Origin of the sequence: Kluyvera georgiana, assembly GCF_050990895.1 — a bacterium.
Lineage (GTDB): Bacteria > Pseudomonadota > Gammaproteobacteria > Enterobacterales > Enterobacteriaceae > Kluyvera > Kluyvera georgiana.
Map to the genome: position 1 here is coordinate 4,406,745 of NZ_CP158865.1, position 15,057 is coordinate 4,421,801.

The 15,057-nt window shown below is 57.3% G+C and carries 18 protein-coding genes and 1 pseudogene; 3 read left to right on the plus strand and 16 right to left on the minus strand.

Annotated features, from left to right (window positions below; translation table 11 throughout):
• Positions 1-138 precede the first annotated feature (138 nt).
• Positions 139-603 carry an anaerobic ribonucleoside-triphosphate reductase-activating protein gene (gene nrdG, locus ABTW00_RS20890; protein WP_064546967.1) on the plus strand — a complete coding sequence of 155 codons (465 nt, stop codon included), beginning with the start codon at positions 139-141 and terminating at the stop codon, positions 601-603.
• Positions 604-606: 3 nt separating this feature from the next.
• On the opposite strand, the gene ABTW00_RS20895 is transcribed toward nrdG, so the two are convergent.
• From ABTW00_RS20895 to pmbA, 14 genes are all read right to left on the minus strand, one after another.
• The gene (locus ABTW00_RS20895; protein ID WP_433637370.1) at positions 607-891 is read right to left on the minus strand and encodes a type II toxin-antitoxin system RelE family toxin; all 285 of its coding nucleotides are present in this window, start codon (positions 889-891) and stop codon (positions 607-609) included.
• Positions 881-1,123 (minus strand): type II toxin-antitoxin system RelB/DinJ family antitoxin, encoded by a 243-nt coding sequence (locus ABTW00_RS20900; protein ID WP_433637373.1) that lies wholly within the window; start codon positions 1,121-1,123, stop codon positions 881-883. Before ABTW00_RS20900 ends, ABTW00_RS20895 begins: the two co-directional genes overlap by 11 nt.
• 77 nt (positions 1,124-1,200) lie before the next feature.
• On the minus strand, positions 1,201-3,111 hold the full coding sequence (locus tag ABTW00_RS20905; protein WP_433637375.1) for a BglG family transcription antiterminator: 1,911 nt from the start codon (positions 3,109-3,111) through the stop codon (positions 1,201-1,203).
• Between the two features lie 22 nt (positions 3,112-3,133).
• Positions 3,134-4,285 carry a lactonase family protein gene (locus ABTW00_RS20910; RefSeq protein WP_433637377.1) on the minus strand — a complete coding sequence of 384 codons (1,152 nt, stop codon included), beginning with the start codon at positions 4,283-4,285 and terminating at the stop codon, positions 3,134-3,136.
• A 165-nt stretch (positions 4,286-4,450) separates the two neighbouring features.
• Positions 4,451-5,191, minus strand: a complete 741-nt coding sequence (gene dagF / locus ABTW00_RS20915) for a 2-dehydro-3-deoxy-phosphogluconate aldolase (protein WP_433637380.1) — start codon at positions 5,189-5,191, stop codon at positions 4,451-4,453.
• Positions 5,188-6,306, minus strand: a complete 1,119-nt coding sequence (locus tag ABTW00_RS20920) for a DgaE family pyridoxal phosphate-dependent ammonia lyase (protein ID WP_065358442.1) — start codon at positions 6,304-6,306, stop codon at positions 5,188-5,190. The genes dagF and ABTW00_RS20920 overlap by 4 nt, the downstream gene beginning before the upstream one ends.
• Positions 6,290-7,423 carry an amidohydrolase/deacetylase family metallohydrolase gene (locus ABTW00_RS20925; RefSeq protein WP_433637383.1) on the minus strand — a complete coding sequence of 378 codons (1,134 nt, stop codon included), beginning with the start codon at positions 7,421-7,423 and terminating at the stop codon, positions 6,290-6,292. Before ABTW00_RS20925 ends, ABTW00_RS20920 begins: the two co-directional genes overlap by 17 nt.
• Before the next feature lie 108 nt (positions 7,424-7,531).
• Complete coding sequence (locus tag ABTW00_RS20930) at positions 7,532-8,176, minus strand: DUF4310 family protein (RefSeq protein WP_065358444.1); 645 nt, start codon at positions 8,174-8,176, stop codon at positions 7,532-7,534.
• Between the two features lie 12 nt (positions 8,177-8,188).
• Positions 8,189-8,965: a DUF4311 domain-containing protein gene (locus tag ABTW00_RS20935; protein ID WP_065358445.1), complete on the minus strand. Its 777-nt coding sequence runs from the start codon at positions 8,963-8,965 to the stop codon at positions 8,189-8,191.
• A 21-nt stretch (positions 8,966-8,986) separates the two neighbouring features.
• Positions 8,987-9,286, minus strand: a complete 300-nt coding sequence (locus tag ABTW00_RS20940) for a DUF4312 family protein (RefSeq protein ID WP_163445807.1) — start codon at positions 9,284-9,286, stop codon at positions 8,987-8,989.
• Between the two features lie 2 nt (positions 9,287-9,288).
• Positions 9,289-9,651: an SFCGS family glycine-rich protein gene (locus ABTW00_RS20945; protein ID WP_004206501.1), complete on the minus strand. Its 363-nt coding sequence runs from the start codon at positions 9,649-9,651 to the stop codon at positions 9,289-9,291.
• 10 nt (positions 9,652-9,661) lie between these two features.
• The gene (locus ABTW00_RS20950; RefSeq protein WP_433637386.1) at positions 9,662-10,000 is read right to left on the minus strand and encodes a glycine dehydrogenase; all 339 of its coding nucleotides are present in this window, start codon (positions 9,998-10,000) and stop codon (positions 9,662-9,664) included.
• Positions 10,001-10,289: 289 nt separating this feature from the next.
• Complete coding sequence (gene cybC / locus ABTW00_RS20955) at positions 10,290-10,676, minus strand: cytochrome b562 (protein WP_433637388.1); 387 nt, start codon at positions 10,674-10,676, stop codon at positions 10,290-10,292.
• A gap of 60 nt (positions 10,677-10,736) precedes the next feature.
• Positions 10,737-12,077: a metalloprotease PmbA gene (gene pmbA, locus ABTW00_RS20960; protein ID WP_433637390.1), complete on the minus strand. Its 1,341-nt coding sequence runs from the start codon at positions 12,075-12,077 to the stop codon at positions 10,737-10,739.
• Positions 12,078-12,183: 106 nt separating this feature from the next.
• On the opposite strand from pmbA, the gene yjgA reads away from it, so the two are divergent.
• Complete coding sequence (gene yjgA / locus ABTW00_RS20965) at positions 12,184-12,735, plus strand: ribosome biogenesis factor YjgA (protein WP_064546960.1); 552 nt, start codon at positions 12,184-12,186, stop codon at positions 12,733-12,735.
• 53 nt (positions 12,736-12,788) lie between these two features.
• Positions 12,789-12,866 (plus strand): annotated as a pseudogene (locus ABTW00_RS20970) (hypothetical protein); the annotation flags it as partial.
• A 12-nt stretch (positions 12,867-12,878) separates the two neighbouring features.
• Here the strand turns inward: ABTW00_RS20970 and ABTW00_RS20975 are convergent.
• Both ABTW00_RS20975 and mpl read right to left on the minus strand, forming a co-directional pair.
• Entirely contained in the window at positions 12,879-13,400 is a 522-nt protein-coding gene (locus ABTW00_RS20975) for a GNAT family N-acetyltransferase (RefSeq protein ID WP_433637393.1), read from the minus strand.
• A gap of 156 nt (positions 13,401-13,556) precedes the next feature.
• Positions 13,557-14,924, minus strand: a complete 1,368-nt coding sequence (mpl, locus tag ABTW00_RS20980; RefSeq protein WP_167577029.1) for a UDP-N-acetylmuramate:L-alanyl-gamma-D-glutamyl-meso-diaminopimelate ligase — start codon at positions 14,922-14,924, stop codon at positions 13,557-13,559.
• Between the last annotated feature and the right edge of the window lie 133 nt (positions 14,925-15,057).

Genomic DNA, 15,057 nt, shown 5'->3' on the forward strand with positions numbered 1-15,057 from the left:
GGGGAGAGGGAATCGTTCACAGCGAATTGCACCAACGTAGGCCTGATAAGCGCAGCGCCATCAGGCAAACCTGAGCCGATTGCCGGATGGCGCTGCGCTTATCCGGCCTACAGGTGCCGTTCCATCTGGAATGCGAAAATGAATTACCATCAATACTACCCCGTCGATATCGTCAACGGCCCCGGCACGCGCTGCACCCTGTTCGTTGCCGGCTGCGTTCACGAATGCCCCGGCTGCTACAACAAGAGCACCTGGCGCGTGAACTCCGGCCAGCCGTTCACCGCCGAGATGGCCGACCGCATCATCGCCGACCTCAACGACACCCGCGTCAAGCGCCAGGGAATTTCGCTCTCCGGCGGTGACCCATTGCATCCGCAGAACGTGCCGGAGATCCTCAAGCTGGTGCAACGCATCCACGCTGAATGTCCCGGCAAAGATATCTGGGTGTGGACCGGCTACAAGATTGACGAACTGAATGCCGCGCAAATGGAAGTCGTTGATCTGATCAACGTGCTGGTGGACGGCAAGTTTGTGCAGGATTTAAAAGACCCGGCGCTGATCTGGCGCGGCAGCAGCAATCAGGTCGTGCACCACCTGCGTTAAGCGCTACAGCCGTTTATGCGCGTCCTGATAAACGGCTGATCTTTCACGTTTCCCCACCGCGATAACAAAGACGACCACGACGTCGTCGCGAACCTGATACATAAGCCGATACCCAGACGCTTTGAGCTTTATTTTGTAGCAGTCAGGAAATTCATGCAGCCTGGCAGAGGCGATCCGTGGATTCTTTAACACCTTTGCCAAACGGCTTTTAAACTGTGCTTTTACCGTTTCACCGAGCTTGTGCCACTCCCGAAGCACACGGGGATCAAACTCCAGCTCATAGGTCATCCAGATTAACCTTGATGCCTTTCTCCGGGTTCGCCAGACGCTCACGAACCGTTTGCAGCAACGCCTCTTCGCTGTCGCTAATGATCGCCGTTTTTACCGGCATACGCCCATTTTCAGCAATGTACTGAAAGAAAAGCCGGACGGCTTCGGTTGGCGTGATATCGAGTTTTTCCAGCACGGCATAAGCCTCTTTTTTGAGATTATCGTCCAGTCGGACGTTGAGCGTAGCCATTATGTCTCCAGAAAGCGCAAAGATGTAATGCATTATAGCATTACATTTGAATTACATTGCGTTCTGGATAGCGCCTCTCAAAACCGGCTGACGCACTCCATTGCCACCGCCTTAAACTCATCAAAGCTGCGGGTCGCTGCCAGGCGGGCCATCGCTCGCTCGCGCAGGAAAGTGACAAAAATATCGTAGATGGCCATCGCCTCTTCATACTCGCTTTTGCTGATCGCCAGCAGGAAGATGATGTGTGCGGTTTCGTCGCCCCAGGCGATACCGTGGGGAGCAATAACGGTATACACCACGGTCTTCTGCGCCAGCAGCCCTAAGGCGTGCGGCAGCGCAATGCCGTCGCCGAGCATGGTGCTGACAATCGCTTCACGCTCCACCACCGACGCGTGGAATGCGGCATCAACAAACCCTTCCTGCTGCAGCTGCTGGCATAGCTCGGCAAACAGCGTTTGCCGATCCATCGGCGCGTCAATCACGCGGAAGTGCGCTTCATCGAAGTATTTGTTGAGCATAAATGGGCGGGTACGGTCCACCAGCACCAGCTTACCGATTTGGTCCAGCTGATAGTCGGTGGGGAACGGCGCAATCGTGATTACGGGTTTATCTTTTTCGCTGATGCGTACCGTCGAGATGACGAAATCTTCCGCCACCGTCGCCCGCTGCTCATACTCGCGCTGGGAGAGCGTGGCGCCAATTTCTATCTGCGGGTATTTACGCTGCAAAATAGCTTCAATCATCCGCACCATCGCGTTACCCGCATCGCAGACCAGCAGCACCTGCGGCTGACGTTGATAGCCAATGTTGTAGTGGCGCTCCAGCCCGACGCCGATATGCAGCACCAGGAAACCAATCTCGTTTTCACTGATGGCGTACGGCGTATATTTTCCCCAGCTGGAGACGGCCGCCAGCGTCATGTCCCACGCCATGGGATAGTGCTGCTTGATGTTATCGAGCAACGGGTTGGGGATCATTATCTGGTAACGCACCCGGGTAATCATGGTTTTGATGTGGGTCAGCAGATCGGCATGCAGCTGGGCGTCGTCCAGTAGATTGTAGTTATATTGCTGATTAATATAGCTCAGGATGTAGTTCACCAGCGCTTCGTCATCGTCGGCGCTAATGGTTTCCGGGTCAACGTCCTGCACCTGACGGGCGGCGAGGTGCACGCACAGCCACTCCTCTTCCGCCAGCGAAAAACCTTTCCCCGCCAGTTGCTGCAAAGTATTGGCGAAATCACGAGCCACATCGCGCACGTTTTGCGCCACATCTTCCGCGCTGAAATCCGCCAGTGGATATCCGTCGCGTACGCGGCGTACCGCCACCGCACCATACAGACAAATAAAACGTTCGCCCGCATCGGTCAGACGCACATGGTGACGGGTTAACATCTCCTGCAGCGTGCCTTCCAGCAGCGTTGGCACACTCGCATCAAACGCCTCTTCACGCATCAGCGGGTTCAGCGGCCCCTGCTGGCTTAGCTCCCACAGGAGATCGGTCAGGCAAGCGCGAATAGAGACTTCGCTGCCGAACAGCTTCATGCCGTGACGCGGACGCGTCTCCAGCGTCAGCTGATAGCGCTGAAAATGCTCGCGTACATCGACCATATCGCTCTGCAACGTGGCGCGGCTGACAAACCACGTATCAGCCAGATCCTCAAGCTTGATGGAGAACGCCGACGTTAAAAAGCGCACCAGCAAAAAGTGCACGCGATCCTGAGCGGTGCGCGGGATATGCTGCGTTTTCGGCGCACTCTCTTCCAGCGTTTGGTAGCGCGTGGGATCGTCGATTTTTAGCTGGTAGCCGCTGCCCCGCGTCAGCACAAACTGCGCGCCGTAATGCATCAAAAGCGCATTGAGCGCAGTGATATCGGCGCGTACGGTACGGGTTGAGACCGACAGCCGCTGCGCCAGCTCATCCTGGGGCAGCGTTTCGTTTTGCAGCAGGGTAAAGAGTTGCGCTAAACGTTGGTTGGGAAATCGCATGTCGGTTCCTTCAAGTTACGGCTTAAGGTTGCGTGGAAATCACCATCTGAGACGGGCTGCCAACCGGCGTATAGTCCGGTGAAAACGTCAGCTTGCCGTCCTTCGGCGCCACGCTAAAGCGAGTAATATTATCGCTACGCTGATTCATGACATATAGCCAATGTCCTTGCTTATCAAGCGTTAGCGTTCGTGGATAGTCGCCACGCGTCCAGATATCGTCCTGGTGCGACAGGCTGCCGTCGGCCATCACGGTGAAGTGGGCGATGCTGTTGTGGAGGCGATTGGCGACATACAGCTGCTTGCCGTCCTGGCTTAACACCAGCCCTGCGGCAAAGCTGGTGCCTTTGTACTCTTTTGGCAGCGCCGAGACCGTCTTGCCTTCGCGCAGCTGGCCGCTTTGTTTATCGAGGTGATAAAAGGTCAGCGTGGAGGATTCTTCATTAATCAACCATAGCCCATCACCTGCTGGCGTAAAGACAAAATGTCGCGGCCCTGCCCCTGCCGAGGAGGCGGCGATAAACGGCGGATCGTTCGGCGTCAGCTTGCCGCTGGCGCTATCCAAACGATACTGGTAGATCCGATCCAGCCCCAGATCGGTGGAATACACAAACTGACCGCTCGGATCGCTGGCAACCATGTGCGCGTGCGGGCCGTTATGATCGCTGATAGCAAAACTCCCCTCCGCTGCTGCTGCAGGGCGCGCCGCACCTGCCGGGCCCTGATCCTGATGCACATCGACCGCCTCGCCCAGACTGCCGTCCTCTTTCACCGGCAGCACCGCGATCGACCCGCTCACATAGTTGGCGACCAGAAGATGACGACCGTCCGGCGTCAAGGAGAGATAGACCGGCCCCGCGCCGCCGGAAGCCACCTGATTCAGGCTACTAAGCTCACCGTTCGCGGCGATGCTCCACGCCTGCACCACGCCTTTTTCCACCTCGCTGGCGGCATACAGCGTCTTACCATCGGGGCTGACGGTAAGCTGCGCGACGTTGGGCAGGGAACTGACAAGCGCTTTATCGTGTAGGGCGCCGGTCTTACCATCAATGGTAAAACGGTATAGACCTTCACCATTGGGATTGTAGGTACCAACCCAGGCATACTGAGTTTGGGCGGTAACCGTGGTAGCAAGCAAAGAGAGTGAAGCAACAAGCAGATGACGAGCGGTTGGCATGGTGACTCCTTGATGGTTCGGTGAGGTTTTTCCCCTCACCCTAACCCTCTCCCCACAGGGGCGAGGGGACCGTTCGGCACTTTTACACACGATCGACGTAAAAGGCACGGTCGGTTTTCTCCCTCTCCCCTGTGGGGAGAGGGCCGGGGTGAGGGGCAATCGGCACTACTTAACAAGCTGTTTAGTCATCTCCAGCAGTCGACGCACGTCCGCCGGACGCGTATTGCCGCTGTCTTTATCAATGATTGAGCTGTAGATATGCGGGATAATTTTGCTGACCCCCGCATCCAGCGCAATTTTCAGGATCTCGCCGTAGTTTTCCAGATCGATTCCGCCGGTCGGTTCCAGCCAGAAATCATGGCGCGCGCAGGCTTGTGCCACCGCAATAAACTCATCACGGTGCTTCAGGCCGCCCATCGGGAAGTACTTAATCGAGCTGCCGCCCATATCTTTCAGCAGGGCAATCGCGGTTTCCAGCGGCACGATACCGTCCGGCGCGTTGCTGGACAGCGGGCCGGTAGAAATTTTAACCATGCCGACGGTGCCGGTTGGCGAAACCAGGCCGTTGACCACGGTCTCGTTCTGCCCTAACAGCGCGCGGCTGGTCGCCACGCCGGTGAAGACCTGGTTAACGTGCTGCGGCTGCACCTGGCGGGAGATTTCGCTGACCATCGCCGACTGGTTCGGGTCGCCCGCGCCCAGGCCGACGGAGAGCGCGTTATCAATCCGCTTTGCGTATTCACGCATGTCGGCCACCGCGCTGGCGATGTCCGGATAGTTTTTGGAGAGCACGCCCACCAGCACATGACCTTCCGCCGCTTCATAAATCTCGCTGGCGTTCTCAAGGCTTCCCGCCAGAACGTTCAGGCAGACGCGGTCACGGTAAAAGTTTGGGGTCAGTTTCATGCTTTTTTCTCCTGGTTTAACACTTCAGCAATACGGCGGGAGACAATCTCCAGCTGCTGCGCATCCACACTGCGGACATCGGCTTCGATAATGCCTTCGTTGGCCTTGTAGCCGCGGAAGTAGATGGCGTATTCACCCTGCTTCAGCGCCGCCACCAGCTCGCCGGTATTCACGCCGGTCGCCGCTTCATCAAATTTAATCTCCGCACGGGCAATATCGCGGCCCGCGCTATCCCACACCACACGCGCGGTGACGCCGTTGAGCGTATTAAGCTGGTTGATAAACGGGGTCATCTTCGCCACCATCTCTTCGCCGCTCTCTTTGGTCGCCGTCAGATAGTGTTCAATGGCGCAGGTCAGACCCAGAATGCCTTCTTTACCGACCTTCATGGCACGTCCAATGCCCATCGACTGGCGCTTCACCCACTCTACGTACTGGGTTTTACCAATCACCAGCCCGCTGGTTGGCCCTTCGATCGCCTTCGCGCCGCTGTAGATGACCAGATCCGCCCCCGCACGATAGTAGGCATGCAGATCCTCTTCCGCCGCCGCATCAACGATCAGCGGCAGATTATGGCTGCGCGCGACCGCCGCAGCCTGTGCCACGTTAAGCATGCTTTTCTGCACGCAGTGGTGAGACTTGATATAAAGAATTGCCGCCGTGCGCGGGGTAATCGCCGCCGCCAGCTGGTCGGCAGAACATTCGTTGGCATAGCCCGCTTCCACCAGCTTGCCGCCGCCCAGCGCCACCATAGTGCCGACCGGCGCGCCGAAGTTGACGTTGTGGCCTTTCGGCAGCACGATTTCGTTGTTTTCAATCGGGGTGACGTGCAGGTTTTCCAGCAGCCAGTCGCTGTCTTTTACCAGCACCGCCGCCACGGATTGCGCAATACCGGCGGACGCGCAGGACACCACGGTCGCCCCTTCAACATCCAGCAGCTTCGCAATATAGGCGCCGGTTTTATTCACCAGATCTTTCATCTCGAAGTACTGATTCATGCCCGCCATCGCGGCTTCCACCACTTCCGGGCGCGGCGTAGAGACGCCGAGTGCGGTCATGCGACCAGAAGTATTAATCACTTGTTTTAAATCGTATTTTTCAAAAATTGAAGGCATTTTCCGCGCTCCCTTGTTCGGTCAAATAGCCCTTGCCCGCGCGAATCGCGGCAAGCGGCAGCAGAATCTTGTCAGCCTGAAGGCTCTCTTGTTCGGCATCCACCAGCACCGTTGGCGTCTGCGCGAGGGTAAACAGCGTGATATCCGCGTCGTAACCGACTGCCAGTCGTCCTTTGTGCGTCAGGCGTAACCCCTCGGCGGCATGGCGGGTCACGCAATCAATCACCTGCGGCAGCGACATACCAATAGCGAGGAATTTCGACATCACCAGCGCCAGCGAGCGTACCGGACCGTCGATGCGGTTACGGCAGTAGATATCGGAGCTGATGGTGTGCGGCAGAATGCCCATCGCAATCGCACGGCGGGCCACTTCAAAGCTGAAGCTGGCGGTGCCGTGGCCGACGTCGAGACGCACGCCGCGCTTTAAGGCGCGCACGATGGAACCGCGCAGTTCGCCTTGCGGCGTCAGAATACGGTTCGGTTTGCCGTTGTAGCAGTGGGTGATGATGTCGCCGGAGCTCAGCAGTTCGGCGATTTCATCAAGGTTTGGCGGGTTGTTACCAATGTGCACCATCAGCGGCAGGTCGCCGTTTTCTTGCTGGATGGCTTTACCCCGCTCCAGCGGCGTAATGCCGTTTTCGCCGACCACGCTACTGCTCATGCGCGCTTTCAGGCCGACGATAAAGTCCGGGTGGCGCGCCACCGCCTGCTTCACCGCGTCGGCATCGATATTGGCCATATTGGCCAGTTCGTTCTGGGCAATCAGCCCGACGCGGGAGATGTTGAGCAGTGCATAGACGTCGGTCGCAGCTTTACGGGTCAGTTGGTAGAAATCATCCACGTCGTCCGCGCCGGTGCTGCCGGCATCAATTACGGTGGTGACGCCAGTGGCGATACCGACGCTGTCCGGCTCATCGTGATAAATCGGTGAGTTCGGGTAGCAGTGGACGTGGGAGTCAATCCAGCCGGCGCTGGCGTAATATTTCCCGTCCAGCGTAATGGTTTTATGGGCAGGTGCGCTAATCTCGCCCAGCGCCGCGATTGAACCGTCCTTGATGGCGATATCAGTCAGGGTATCGTCGACGAGGCGCGCACGGCGCAGGAGTAAATCAAACATCTCTCTCTCCTGTTGTAATGGGGGGCGTGTAGGCCTGATAAGCGCAGCGCCATCAGGCGGCGTTGCCGGATGGCGGCTGCGCCTTATCCGGCCTACAACGAAACGCTATCAGCTAATGGCAACCGGGAAGATGGAACCGAGGATCATCGCCCCCAGTATCGCGCCGCCGGTAATCGGCTTCTGCCAGATGTAAAACAGCAGTGCGCCAACCAGAGAACCGATGCCGATAGGAATCGAGGCGGTCATCGCGCTGAGGATAATCAACGGGCCGAGGAAGCGGCCGGAGGCGTTACCCGCGCCCATCATCACGTCGGCCCCGTAGGTGGAGTCGCTCTGGTTGATGGTGAACTTACGCGCCAGGATGATGATGTAGCCAATCGCCAGACCAATCACCAGCCCGGTAATCAGGGAGGCAATAAAGTTGGTCACCGGGAACATGATGCCCGCGCCGAGCAGCAGTGCCGGAACGCCGAGGCCAACGCCGGTCTGAATCGCCCCGCCGATATCCAGAATCCCCACCAGCGAACCTTCGATGATACGGGCAAACAGGAAGCTCGCGCCGAACGCGGCAACCGCACCGTAAGCCCCGGTATCAATCCCGGCTTTCAGCATCGCCACGAAGGCCACTTCGTTGAAAGCGCCGATGCCGTAGAGGTAGTACATATGCGTCCCGGCAAACACGCCGGAGGAGAGCAGGCCAACGAAGATCGGGAAAGACCAGTCGGCATACCAAAAACCTTTATTTTGTTCCATGTCAGGCTCCCGTTATTTGCCGCTGATTGAGCTGTGGATCAGATCCAGCCAGTTCGGTACGGTCAGGTGGAAGGATTCAATCATCTTCATGTCGAAACCGCGGAAGAAGGCGCTCAGGACGAACAGCGCAACGATAGCGCCCATCATTACTTTGGTGACGCGATGCCAGCCGCTCTCTTCAACGCCCTTACCAATCAGGATACCCAGCACCAGACCCGGTACGGCGTTACCCATAATCAGCTGCGCTGCGCCGCCGAAGATGGTGGCCCAGAAGCCTGATTTCTTACCGGCATCAATCGCCGCCAGCCAGAAGATCACCGGCATCACGGTATTGACCAGCAGGTTGGCCGCCGGTACCAGCACCTTCACGGCGGTGACCTGCAGCGCCTGCGGAACGGAAGAGGCCGTCAGGTTGAGGAAAGCTACGACAATCATGCCGATGATGCCGCAGGCAATCGCCATTTTGCGTGGGTCATGCAGCGTTTCACCGACGTTGCGGTTTTTGATCATCAACGCCGCCGCGCCCCAGTTCGGGATAATGCGGTGGTCAACGTCCTGGGTGAAGGAGCCTGCTGCAACGGAAGAAGCCCAGGCGTTAAAGAAGAAACCGAGGCCAAATGAAAAGTGGGAAGCCGGATCGCCTTCACAGGAGTTCAGCTCGCCCAACGTACGAAACGCCCCCATCCCCTGCGTGGTGGGCGCGTGAAACATGCGTGCCGCTCCGGCGCCCACGCCGACGCCAACAAGGCCGCCGATGATGAGCGATTTTATTAAAATTATCAGGAACATAGTCTGACCCTTTGGTGAAAATCAGGTTTGCGTGACGAAATCCACTTTATCGATATCAATGGCGGTCACGTTGACGGTAACGTCCAGCTCCACGCTGTACGCTCGTCGTTCACGGCGTAAAAAGAAGAATAAGAACGCCTCTTTTCGTACCGCTTCGCGCGCATGAACAACCTGCACATCCTGTGGCTCAATACGCAGTAAGATATGCGATGATGTTTTCATCACCGCAGCCTGCACGTGGTTCAGGGCATCGGCGAACGCCCGTGTTTTGCTCTCGCCTTTGCCCGTGACCCTCACCGTGGTGGTGAATTGCTCTTTCATACTCAAGCGCCGTACTTCTTCTTCCAGGCCTCTACCAGGCGTTCGCCCAGCTCTTCTTTGTCCATAAAGCCGAAGCCCAGCACGTTGCAGCCTTCGTTGATGGCAGTCACGCCCTCTTCCACCGAACGCATGCCGTATTTCGCCTTGTAGCCATATTTGGTCTGCGCGGTGATAGCCCCCGCACCGCCGCTGCCGCAGAAGGAGATACCGAAGGTTGCATTCTCGGCCTTCATCATGTCGCCCAGCTTCATATCGGCAGCGACGCCCGGTACCACAACTGCACGAGCACCGGCTTTTTCCGCGCCAGCGGCAACTTTTTGTCCTTTACCCAGGCGGTCGCCAATTACTACGGTGATCTGTTCCATTTGTTGCTCCTTACAGGTTGTCTTTTGCGACTTCGAAGTGAACGGACAGCAGCCAGGCCTCTTCATCAGGCAGGTTGCCAAACGCCGCGACCACTTCTCGGGCAAGCATCATTGAATCGTCAGAAATCTCTTCAAACAGGCTGGCATCCACTTCCGGCAGCGGTTCGCCGCTGATTGACCGGTGGGCCATGGCCCGCACGTGGGAGGTCAGCATTTGCTCCTGCACGTCGTTAGGGGTGATATCGCGGCGGCGTAACAGTGCGAACACCTGCTGCAACATGTTGTCGGCCAGCCGTTCGGTCTGTAGCGCCTGCTCCCCTGCGTCGTGTATTACCGCTCCGTTATTCACTCGTGTTACCCCGCTAATGTCTCTGGGGATAAACCTAACGCCGGGGGATGGGAGTTTGTAGCGAGTTGTTTTCCACTTCGAAGTGGAAAGGTAGACGGCCTGAGTGATCGGATTCACAGATTCGCCACGAAAATAACGATTTCGATATATTCGCGTGATGAATGTCACGTCTGAGGGACAAGGTCATTGGAAATACGAATGGCAAAATGAAGGTGAAAAGTGTGATATCGATGAAGTTTTACGGGAGAGAAATACGGAAGGCATCGGGCGACACCTTCCGGAAAAGGCGTTAGCGGAACTTCTTGTGGTTCTCGTTGCGGGTGGTTTTAAAAGCTTCCGCGGCGGCCTGGGCCTCTTTCACTTTGCCCTCGTTCGCCAGCTTCAGCGCACCGTCAATCTGACCAATCAGCGTATCCATACCGTGACGATAGTCTTTCATTTCCGCGCTATCAGCCGCTTTGCCTTCCAGCTTTGGCGGAGTCTCTTTTTTGGCATCTTCCGCCGCGGTGCGCATCTTCGTCAGCGCCGCTTTCAGCTCGCCCGCGTCGGAGGTTTTCTGCACCACCTGCAGATTTTCCGCCAGGGTGTCCATATCTTCGCCCAGGTCGGCGAACGCTGAAGCCGAACCCAGTGCCAGCGCGGAGACCGCCAGCATCGCTACCAGTTTTTTACGCATTGCTCACTTCCTTTTTATTATTTAAGCGAACGGGCGCAGCAGGATGCGCCCAACACGTGATTACTGCCCGGCGATTTTCATCTCCGGCAACAGTACGGAACCACATTGGATATTACTCCGTGTCTCAATATCGTCAGCGATGGTGACAATATTGCGCCACATATCTTTCAGGTTGCCCGCGATGGTGATTTCGCTCACCGGGTACTGAATTTCGCCGTTCTCCACCCAGAAACCTGAGGCACCGCGCGAGTAGTCGCCGGTGATGCCGCTAACACCCTGCCCCATCAATTCCGTCACGACAAGACCCGTGCCCATCTCTTTAAGCAACTTTTCAAAACTCAGGCCGCGGCCCTTGATGCGCCAGTTGTGGATGCCGCCCGCGTGACCGGTGCTCTTCAGGCCCAGCTTGCGCGCGGAGTAGTTGGTCAGCAGCCACTGGGTCAGGATACCGTCTTTGATAATGTCACGACGCTCGGTACGCACGCCTTCGCTGTCGAACGGCGTCGAAGCCAGCCCTTTCAGCAGATGCGGATGCTCTTCAATGGTCAGCCACTCCGGCAGAATTTGCTTACCCAGCGAGTCCAGCAGGAAGGTCGATTTACGGTACACCGAGCCACCGGCAATCGCGCCGACCAGGTGACCAAACAGCCCGGTTGCCACTTCATTGGCGAAAATGACCGGCGCCTGCATGGTAGAGAGTTTGCGCGGTTCCAGGCGCGACAGGGTACGGCGTGCGCACTCTTCGCCGACCCATTCCGGAGACTTCAGGTCGCCCAGCGCGCGGCCGATGGTGTAGGCGTAATCACGCTCCATGTCGCCGTTCGCTTCGGCAATCACGCAGTTGGAAAGGGAATGACGGGTTGAGCTGTAGCTCTGCAACATACCGTGGCTGTTGCCAAAGACTTTAATGCCGTAATGGCTGTTGAAGCTGCCGCCTTCGGTGTTGGTGATGCGTTTGTCGGCTTTCAGGGAAGCCTGCTCAGCGCGGGCCGCCAGTTCAATCGCTTCATCCGGGGAGACTTCCGCCGGGTGGAACAGGTCAAGATCCGGCGCATCAAAGGCCAGCAGATCTTTGTCTGCCACGCCCGCACACGGGTCCGGCGAGGTGTAGCGGGCAATATCCAGCGCCGCCTGCACGGTACGGGCGATAGCGTCCGGGCTCAGGTCTGTAGAGGAAGCGCTGCCTTTACGATTCTGGTAATAAACGGTGATCCCCAGCGCGCCATCGCTGTTGAATTCGACATTTTCAACTTCACCGTAGCGCGTGCTGACGCTGATACCGGTGGTCTTACTGACCGCGACTTCCGCGCCGTCCGATTGAGCGGCTGCCAGCTCGAGTGCCGTGGAGACCGCTTTTTCCAGCGCAATACGTTGTTCCGCAACTTGTGTGATCACTTTCATCGTCTAAGCCATAATCTGAGGTAAAGTTAAATGAAGTCTAACAGAGAACCCTTTCTCAGTATGCGCTCAAGCTGTTAGTATTAGCCTCTTTTTTAAGGAGCCTGAAATGACAAAGCAGCCCGAAGACTGGCTCGACGAAGTCCCCGGTGATGATATCGAGGACGAAGATGATGAAATTATCTGGGTCAGCAAGAGTGAAATTAAACGTGATGCCGAAGAGCTGAAAAAGCTTGGGGTAGAACTGGTTGAGCTCGGTAAGAACGCGCTGGATAAAATCCCGCTGGACGCCGACCTGCGCGCCGCCATTGAACTGGCGCAGCGCATTAAGATGGAAGGCCGCCGCCGCCAGCTGCAGCTGATTGGTAAAATGCTGCGTCAGCGTGACGTTGAACCTTACCGCCAGGCGCTGGATAAGCTGAAAAACCGTCACAACCAGCAGGTGGTTGTGTTCCACAAGCTGGAGCAACTGCGCGATCGTATGGTCGACGGTAGCGATGAAGCCATCGAAGAAGTGATGAATCTGTGGCCCGCCGCCGATCGCCAACAGCTGCGTTCGCTGGTGCGTAACGCCAGGAAAGAAAAAGCCGGCAACAAGCCGCCGAAATCTTCCCGCCAGATTTTCCAGTATCTGCGCGAGCTGTCTGAAAACCAGGAATAAGCTTCCGTAAAATGCCCTCTTCGTGAGGGTATTTTTTTATCTGCGTGTGACCGCCTGATGGCGCTTCGCTTATCAGGCCTACATTCGGTGCCAATTGTAGGCCGGATAAGGCGTTTACGCCGCCATCCGGCAATGATGACGCGTTACGCCATCACAATCTGGCACAAATCATGGTTGAAACGCTGGTACTGAGCCTCGTCAATCGGCTGCGGATAGCTCAGCACAATTAATTCGTGATCGGCGATACCAGCGTGATAGGTCGGGTGCGCGTGCGGCCACGGGTTAGCGAAGAACCCCATGCCTTCATAAAAACGCAGACGCTTGCGGGCAATCTCGGTGGTCAACGGGTCGATTTCCAGAATCGTTTTCGGCGCGCGCTCGAGAATTTGCCCCAGCAGGCGCTTACCGTAGCCCTGCGAGCGCAGGCTGCCGTCGACGGCCAGATGTTCGATGTAGATATAGCCGTTAAATGCCCATGTCCCACTCATCCCGATGAATAACTCACCGTCGAACCACGCTTCCAGCGCATAGTGTGGGTCATTGAGCGCGCGCTGTTTGGCGGGGAGTTCGCGCTGTTCGTGCCACGGAAAGGCGTGGGTATAGAGGGCATCGAGCGGCGGGAATAAGGGAGAATCGGTGGTAGTGATTTTTTTGGCGGTAAGCATGTTTGGGTACCGAGGGAGAGTGTTGTGTTGAGCGGGGCCCCTCACCCCGGCCCTCTCCCCAAAGGGGCGAGGGAGAAAACCAATCGTGCTAGCTGCTCAATCGGTCCCCTCTCCCCGGTGGGGAGAGGGTTAGGGTGAGGGGCCCAGCTCAGCCGTTTAGTGCTGAGCCTTCTTTTCCAGCCTTTCCAGCAGTTTCTGATGAATGCCGCCAAACCCGCCGTTGCTCATCACCAGAATATGGTCGCCCGGCTCGGCGCTTTTCACGATCATATCCGCCAGCGCGTCAACATCGGCGCTCCAGTGGGCTGGCTGCACGCAGGCTTCCGCCACTTCCGCAACCTGCCACGGAATGTGCTGAGGCTGCAGCAGGAACACTTCATCCGCGCGGCCCAGAGACGGCGCCAGGTCGTCTTTGCAGACGCCCATTTTCATGGTGTTCGAACGCGGTTCCAGCACGGCGATGATTTTCGCCGTACCGCCGACTTTGCCGCGCAGCGCTTGCAGCGTCGCGAGGATAGCCGTTGGGTGGTGCGCGAAGTCGTCGTAAACGCAAACGCCGTTGGCTTCACCGCGCAGCTCCAGGCGGCGACGGGCGTTGATAAAGCTGCCCAGCGCGTTGGCGGCATCGGCCGGCGTCACGCCGACATGACGCGCGGCGGCAATCGCCATCAGGCCGTTATGCATGTTGTGTTCGCCGACCAGGCCCCACTTCACTTCTCCGACCTTTTCACCGTCGAGCAGCACTTCCCACTCGGAGGCGTCGGTGTTCAGCTTTTTCGCCTGCCAGTGGCCCTGCTCGCCCACCAGCTCCTGCTCGCTCCAGCAGCCCATCGCCATCACCTGTTTCAGGTTCGCGTCGTTTTCCGGCAGGATGATACGGCCCTGTCCCGGCACGATGCGCACCAGGTGGTGGAACTGTTTCTGGATAGCTTTCAGATCGTCAAAGATGTCCGCGTGATCGAACTCAAGGTTGTTGAGGATCAGGGTACGCGGGCAGTAATGCACGAATTTGGAACGCTTATCAAAGAAGGCGCAGTCGTATTCATCGGCTTCGATCACGAAGAACGGGCTGTCGCCCAAACGTGCGGAAACCTCAAAGTTACCCGGCACGCCGCCAATGACGAAGCCCGGCTTATAGCCGCACTCTTCAAGGATCCAGGTCGCCATACCGGCGGTAGTGGTTTTACCGTGGGTACCGGCAACCGCCACAACCCAGCGGTCGCGCAGCACGAAATCGTGCAGCCACTGCGGGCCGGACATATACGGAATGTTCTTCTCCAGCACCGCTTCCACGCACGGGTTACCGCGCGTCATGGCGTTGCCGATGATGACCAGGTCCGGCTGCGGGTCAAGCTGGCTGGCGTCATAGCCCTGAATTAAATCAATGCCTTGCTTTTCAAGCAGCGTGCTCATCGGGGGATACACATTGGCATCCGAACCCGTGACTTCGTGACCCAGCGAACGAGCCAGCATTGCCAGACCGCCCATGAAAGTGCCACAAATACCCAAAATATGAATGCGCATACGTCACTATCCTTTTTTTATCTGCCCCGCATTTTACCCATATGTTTGCCGGCAGAGAAATGCATTTCAGGATATTCCGTAGTTTGCTGGCGCGATTCACCTGTGCGTATTTTTTTTATTCTTTGTTAGTATT

What these genes read in the sequence shown, in the direction of transcription:
- ABTW00_RS20920 (WP_065358442.1), bottom strand. Translation starts at nt 6,306, where the DNA reads ATGCCTTCAATTTTTGAAAAATACGATTTAAAACAAGTGATTAATACT.
- cybC (WP_433637388.1), bottom strand. Translation starts at nt 10,676, where the DNA reads ATGCGTAAAAAACTGGTAGCGATGCTGGCGGTCTCCGCGCTGGCACTG.
- ABTW00_RS20975 (WP_433637393.1), bottom strand. Translation starts at nt 13,400, where the DNA reads ATGCTTACCGCCAAAAAAATCACTACCACCGATTCTCCCTTATTCCCG.
- ABTW00_RS20945 (WP_004206501.1), bottom strand. Translation starts at nt 9,651, where the DNA reads ATGGAACAGATCACCGTAGTAATTGGCGACCGCCTGGGTAAAGGACAA.
- ABTW00_RS20940 (WP_163445807.1), bottom strand. Translation starts at nt 9,286, where the DNA reads ATGAAAGAGCAATTCACCACCACGGTGAGGGTCACGGGCAAAGGCGAG.
- ABTW00_RS20910 (WP_433637377.1), bottom strand. Translation starts at nt 4,285, where the DNA reads ATGCCAACCGCTCGTCATCTGCTTGTTGCTTCACTCTCTTTGCTTGCT.
- nrdG (WP_064546967.1), top strand. Translation starts at nt 139, where the DNA reads ATGAATTACCATCAATACTACCCCGTCGATATCGTCAACGGCCCCGGC.
- ABTW00_RS20935 (WP_065358445.1), bottom strand. Translation starts at nt 8,965, where the DNA reads ATGTTCCTGATAATTTTAATAAAATCGCTCATCATCGGCGGCCTTGTT.
- ABTW00_RS20930 (WP_065358444.1), bottom strand. Translation starts at nt 8,176, where the DNA reads ATGGAACAAAATAAAGGTTTTTGGTATGCCGACTGGTCTTTCCCGATC.
- yjgA (WP_064546960.1), top strand. Translation starts at nt 12,184, where the DNA reads ATGACAAAGCAGCCCGAAGACTGGCTCGACGAAGTCCCCGGTGATGAT.
- ABTW00_RS20905 (WP_433637375.1), bottom strand. Translation starts at nt 3,111, where the DNA reads ATGCGATTTCCCAACCAACGTTTAGCGCAACTCTTTACCCTGCTGCAA.
- mpl (WP_167577029.1), bottom strand. Translation starts at nt 14,924, where the DNA reads ATGCGCATTCATATTTTGGGTATTTGTGGCACTTTCATGGGCGGTCTG.
- pmbA (WP_433637390.1), bottom strand. Translation starts at nt 12,077, where the DNA reads ATGAAAGTGATCACACAAGTTGCGGAACAACGTATTGCGCTGGAAAAA.
- dagF (WP_433637380.1), bottom strand. Translation starts at nt 5,191, where the DNA reads ATGAAACTGACCCCAAACTTTTACCGTGACCGCGTCTGCCTGAACGTT.
- ABTW00_RS20925 (WP_433637383.1), bottom strand. Translation starts at nt 7,423, where the DNA reads ATGTTTGATTTACTCCTGCGCCGTGCGCGCCTCGTCGACGATACCCTG.
- ABTW00_RS20895 (WP_433637370.1), bottom strand. Translation starts at nt 891, where the DNA reads ATGACCTATGAGCTGGAGTTTGATCCCCGTGTGCTTCGGGAGTGGCAC.
- ABTW00_RS20900 (WP_433637373.1), bottom strand. Translation starts at nt 1,123, where the DNA reads ATGGCTACGCTCAACGTCCGACTGGACGATAATCTCAAAAAAGAGGCT.